Origin of the sequence: Acinetobacter sp. AR2-3 (assembly GCF_001878775.1) — a bacterium.
Classification (GTDB): Bacteria; Pseudomonadota; Gammaproteobacteria; order Pseudomonadales; family Moraxellaceae; genus Acinetobacter; species Acinetobacter lwoffii_D.
Map to the genome: position 1 here is coordinate 1 of NZ_MJIQ01000082.1, position 4,542 is coordinate 4,542.

At 34.8% G+C, this 4,542-nt stretch carries 6 protein-coding genes; 5 read left to right on the forward strand and 1 reads right to left on the reverse strand.

The features are described from left to right. Positions 1–233 precede the first annotated feature (233 nt). The 4 genes from BFN00_RS14080 (at position 234) to BFN00_RS14095 (ending at position 1,774) form a co-directional block, all read left to right on the forward strand. Positions 234–521 carry a BrnT family toxin gene (locus BFN00_RS14080; RefSeq protein ID WP_071852193.1) on the forward strand — a complete coding sequence of 96 codons (288 nt, stop codon included), beginning with the start codon at positions 234–236 and terminating at the stop codon, positions 519–521. Then, positions 508–822 (forward strand): BrnA antitoxin family protein, encoded by a 315-nt coding sequence (locus BFN00_RS14085; RefSeq protein WP_071852194.1) that lies wholly within the window; start codon positions 508–510, stop codon positions 820–822. Before BFN00_RS14080 ends, BFN00_RS14085 begins: the two co-directional genes overlap by 14 nt. A 92-nt stretch (positions 823–914) precedes the next feature. Further along, complete coding sequence (locus tag BFN00_RS14090; protein ID WP_071852195.1) at positions 915–1,139, forward strand: hypothetical protein; 225 nt, start codon at positions 915–917, stop codon at positions 1,137–1,139. Positions 1,140–1,171: 32 nt separating this feature from the next. Next, entirely contained in the window at positions 1,172–1,774 is a 603-nt protein-coding gene (locus tag BFN00_RS14095) for a hypothetical protein (protein WP_071852196.1), read from the forward strand. 102 nt (positions 1,775–1,876) lie between these two features. On the opposite strand, the gene BFN00_RS14100 is transcribed toward BFN00_RS14095, so the two are convergent. Beyond that, positions 1,877–3,232 (reverse strand): MobA/MobL family protein, encoded by a 1,356-nt coding sequence (locus BFN00_RS14100; protein ID WP_071852197.1) that lies wholly within the window; start codon positions 3,230–3,232, stop codon positions 1,877–1,879. Positions 3,233–3,448: 216 nt separating this feature from the next. Between BFN00_RS14100 and BFN00_RS14105 the strand changes: the two genes are divergently transcribed. Beyond that, entirely contained in the window at positions 3,449–4,135 is a 687-nt protein-coding gene (locus tag BFN00_RS14105) for a hypothetical protein (RefSeq protein ID WP_071852198.1), read from the forward strand. Positions 4,136–4,542: the final 407 nt, after the last annotated feature.

Genomic DNA, 4,542 nt, shown 5'->3' on the forward strand with positions numbered 1-4,542 from the left:
TTAACATAATGGGCGTTATACGAAGTACACTTGTATATTAATATAAATATCAGATACTTATTTAAGCCATAAAAATCTAAAAATGCCCCAAAAGCCGATTTTGAAACAAGTCGGCTTTTTTATGAGCAGTTTTGGTATGTTTTGCCAATAATTTTGACTAAAAATTACGCTTATGCCATTGAGTGATACAATTTTGTGATACATTATTGTATATACAAATTTGAATGTTTTTTATGGAACAGTATTTCGAATGGGATGAGGCAAAGAATCGAAAGAATCAGAAAAAACATGATGTCTCTTTCGAAACTGCAAGCCTTATTTTTGAAGATCCTTTAAGGATCTCAATCCAGGACAGACATACCGATGGCGAAGAACGTTGGCAGACCATTGGAAAAGTGAAAGGCGTACTAATGCTCTTAGTAGCTCATACCATCTTTGATGAAGATGACTGTGAAATCATACGAATCATTAGTGCAAGACAGGTAACTAAAGCAGAGCGAGATAAATATGAGCATGGTTAGATACTCACGCAAAGAACTGAATGAAAAATTCAGCGACAAGCAAGATGCTGAAATTGAACGCTTGCTTGCTAAGGGAAAAGTTCCTGACGATCAGCTAGATCTATCAGATATTCCTGAAATTACCGACTGGAGTAATGCTGTACGCCACAATCAATTCTATCGTCCAGTGAAGCAACAAACATCTATTCGTTTAGATGCTGACGTACTTGCATGGTTCAAAGCACAAGGTAAAGGTTATCAGACACGCATGAATGAAATCTTGCGGGATGCCATGCTAAAAGAATTAAAAAATCATCAGTAAAAATGGGAGCTTAAGCTCCCATTTTTTATTACAAAATTCATAAAATTTGATAGAATAGAAAAATTATTTGATTAAATTTTATAGAGTTTTTTATGAAAAAAACAATTATCGGGGCATTAGCTGTTTCAACACTTTTAATTTCTGCATGTAGTACATCACAACCTATGTGGAGAAAAGCTGGAATTACTCCACATGATGCTAATAGTGCTTTAGCAAAATGTCGCTATGACATAGGTTTAGCTAAAGTAAATCAAAATGAAAAAGCTGAAATGATACAAGATTGTATGATGGCACAAGGTTTTAGATACACCTATTAATCTCTATAAAATCCAAATAAATAGGTTTATTAATGAAAAAGTTAATAGGTTTTGCAGCCATAGCTGTTTTTTGTACAAATTCTTTAGCAGAAATCCCTGTAAAAAATAATAGTATTCCTTTCAATAAGCTGCCTATAGAGATTAAAGAAGTAGTTCAAAGTGAGTATATAGATACCTGCCAAGGCATATCTGAAGATGAAGAAATGCAAGTTAAAAATCCTAAAATCACTTTCAATAAAGGGTTTTTAGTAAATATAGATTTTAATAATGATGGCTTAAAAGACTATATTATCCGATCTTCAGACGTTACCTGTGAAGGTGCTTACTCAATTTTCACTGGAAACAGTGATGGCTTTATAGATATCTACTTTCAAAATGAAGCAGGTAAATATGATCATGTTCTTAACTATTGGTTAGGTCGTGAAGGATTGGAGCTTAAAAAAATAAAAGATGGCTATCGTTTTACTTCTGAATATAACGACAGTTATTTAGCGTGGGATAAATCTATAAATAAGTTTATTTCATATTATGGCCCTGAAAAAAGAAAAGATATTTTAGATATAAATGATGAAAACTCTACAACTAGCCAAACTTCTACAGAGAAAGGTGAAGTTCTAAGACAAGCTTTTCAATAATCTAGAAATATTCAAAAGACGCCTTTACATAGGCGTCTTTTTATTTAACATAAAAACTCTTATACGAAATTTCATTGTAAGCCCCAAATAGAAATGTCCGGTTTACAGCTCGAAAGTATTATTTAGATCATCATAATTTCGCGTATTTTTAACCTTAAGCTGTCCATGTGTATTTGCACCATATATGCTTTCAAATCGTGAAATACGCTCATTTAAACGCTCTGACATACGCATTTCACTATAAGTCATAGATCGACTCTTTGAGCATTCTTGTATTTGCTCTAAATCATGCTTGTAAATTTCATAAATCAGAGTTGATACCTCTTTCCGATCTTCTTTTATTGCCACGTCATTCAATAGGGATGCTTTGCGCTCAAGTACATCGATATAGTTAGAATTTGGTTCGTCTTGGAGAACTGCGAGCTTCCTAATTTCCTTCACTTTTTCAACTGTTCCTTGATGCGTTATCCAATCTAATTTGTAGGCTAAATCGGATGCTGAAACACGCTCAATTACTTGCCGTTGCTGCATTTCAGCTTCTTTCCGCTTGACCTTTTCAAGCATAGCGTAATACTGCTGTTGATATAGCTCAAAATTATTCCAATCCCTAGTTTGTAAAATCGTTTCCTTCTTTGCTTCAACTTCTTTAATCACGTCAGGATCAGAGCTATTGAGTTTATAACGTGGGATCTGCTCAACATCTTTCAGATTAGTGCCATATTTGGCGTTATAGTCTTTATTGCTCAAGCATGAAGCTATATTCGGCACAACAATTTCAAGTTCCGGCTCCCCAGGATTACGCCCTTTCACTTTAACAACCTTAGTGGGTGCATACGTCACCAGACTTTCATTAATCAAGTTCTCAGCAACTTGTCGATGATAAGCGATTTGATCACGACCTAAGCCCAATGCATCTGCTGTTAGTTTTTCAGCTCCACCTTTTGTTGGGTTTTTTGGACGATATTGCTTAAAGAATTGCTCCGGTGGTCTTTCCAAACCATCGGCAAGGGTTCGCTCTGAATACATGAAATGCAAGTGCGGTTGATCTTCACCCGTAATTGCTGATTTATGGATATGAACGGCACAAGTGAACGGAAATTGATGCTTGTTTGCGAACTCATCAATAAACTTTTCGACAAGTTCTTGCCGTTGCCATTGGCTTAACTCTTTTGGCAGTGCGACCGTCATCACTTGGCTAGTCCGGCCGCGCTCGATTTCATATTTATCCGCACTATGCCAGAACTTCTTTGGGTCGTTCTTAGCCCATTGGGGCATGTTCCCAGACTTAACAAATTCGACAGACTCCCCTTCCTTTAGTGTCGCGTGATGAGCTGTTCTAGTGATGTAGTGAAAGCCATTTTTTGAAGTTGGACTTTTCTTTGTTTTGCCTTTGTTTTTACCCGACTTAATTAGAGTTTTTTTATTTTTTACATTCTGCCGTTGGTTAAAGTAATACATAAAAAATCCCTCTATTAGCTGGGTCTCTTCTGCCTCCGGCAGGACGAGGAGTAGTGTCTTTTAACTTGATCATAACCCCTTTAGGGGGTATGTCAATTAAAAGACACGGAAACGAGGTCATTAATTATTTCTGTATAAACAGAAATAATTATGACTCATCCCCAATTGCAGGTTATGATAATTTTTAATTAGTGACATTTTTTGAGGTTTTCATAAATGGCAGGTCGTCCAAATTTAGTCGTAACTCAAGATGAACTATGCGAACTTTACAAGCACATTAAAACACTCCCTTTTCATAAACTAATTGAGCAAAATTTTGTTAGGGAATATGAAATAAATCCTGAAAAACTACTCATTCAAAACTTGGCATTAGTTAAAAAATGTAGATATGAAAAAAATGATTTTGATAAACGGATGACTTATTTCAATCTGTTAAAACAAAGCATAAAACCAACACAGCTCGAACAATCAATACTTGCACTCGAAAGACTATCAACTACAAGTGCAGATGCTTATTTCACAATGCACAAGTCTTTAGATCAGCTCAAACGATCAGCTAAGAATGAATTTCTTGAAAAAAATATTGCTGTCGAAATTCAAAAAGCCCTCGACCCTAAGACTGCTGAAAACAAAGCTGAATCACGAAATCAAAGAAATGCTGAATTAATTTTTTTAGGAGCAGCAGTTAAAAAATTATTGAATTATATGAATATCTCAGAAGAAACTAATGATATTGAGAAAATTGGAAGAGCAATTAAATCATCAATCTTAATTAATGGATTAAGTAATAATGAACAACTGAAAAAATATATTGAACATGCTGAAAATACAGCAGCGTTTCAATTAATAAATAAGACAGTACAAGATATTTCAACAGATGTGAGAAATCCTAATAAAAAATAGTTTTTTAAAACAATATATTACAGAGCGAGTGTCTACGAGCGAACTGACACCCTCAACTTTTAGCCGGGTTTTTCCCTGATTACAGGCTTCCTTTTGTTTACGTGACTCAGAATCAGAGCGTCACGAAGTGCGCGAACGATGAAGCTTTTGTTTTTAAAAAAGCATGAGCATAGCGAATGCATTATTGCTTTTGATTTTTTTAAATTGATATATGTATTAACCAAAAAATTGTCCCTAGAATCGAGCGAAAGCGAGATTCAATAGAGTTTGAGCGTAGCGAAAACCAAGGGCAATTTTTCTTAATTGATGTTTTTAATGTTTTTAATAGTTTTTAATGTTTTTAGCCTACCTTAAAGGCTTGTAGATAAAGGGTTATAGAGGATCACCCCCTACCTTTAGCAGTATAT

Coding starts and splice junctions, on each gene's coding strand:
- BFN00_RS14080 (WP_071852193.1), top strand. CDS start 234: ATGGAACAGTATTTCGAATGGGATGAGGCAAAGAATCGAAAGAATCAG.
- BFN00_RS14085 (WP_071852194.1), top strand. CDS start 508: ATGAGCATGGTTAGATACTCACGCAAAGAACTGAATGAAAAATTCAGC.
- BFN00_RS14090 (WP_071852195.1), top strand. CDS start 915: ATGAAAAAAACAATTATCGGGGCATTAGCTGTTTCAACACTTTTAATT.
- BFN00_RS14095 (WP_071852196.1), top strand. CDS start 1,172: ATGAAAAAGTTAATAGGTTTTGCAGCCATAGCTGTTTTTTGTACAAAT.
- BFN00_RS14100 (WP_071852197.1), bottom strand. CDS start 3,232: ATGTATTACTTTAACCAACGGCAGAATGTAAAAAATAAAAAAACTCTA.
- BFN00_RS14105 (WP_071852198.1), top strand. CDS start 3,449: ATGGCAGGTCGTCCAAATTTAGTCGTAACTCAAGATGAACTATGCGAA.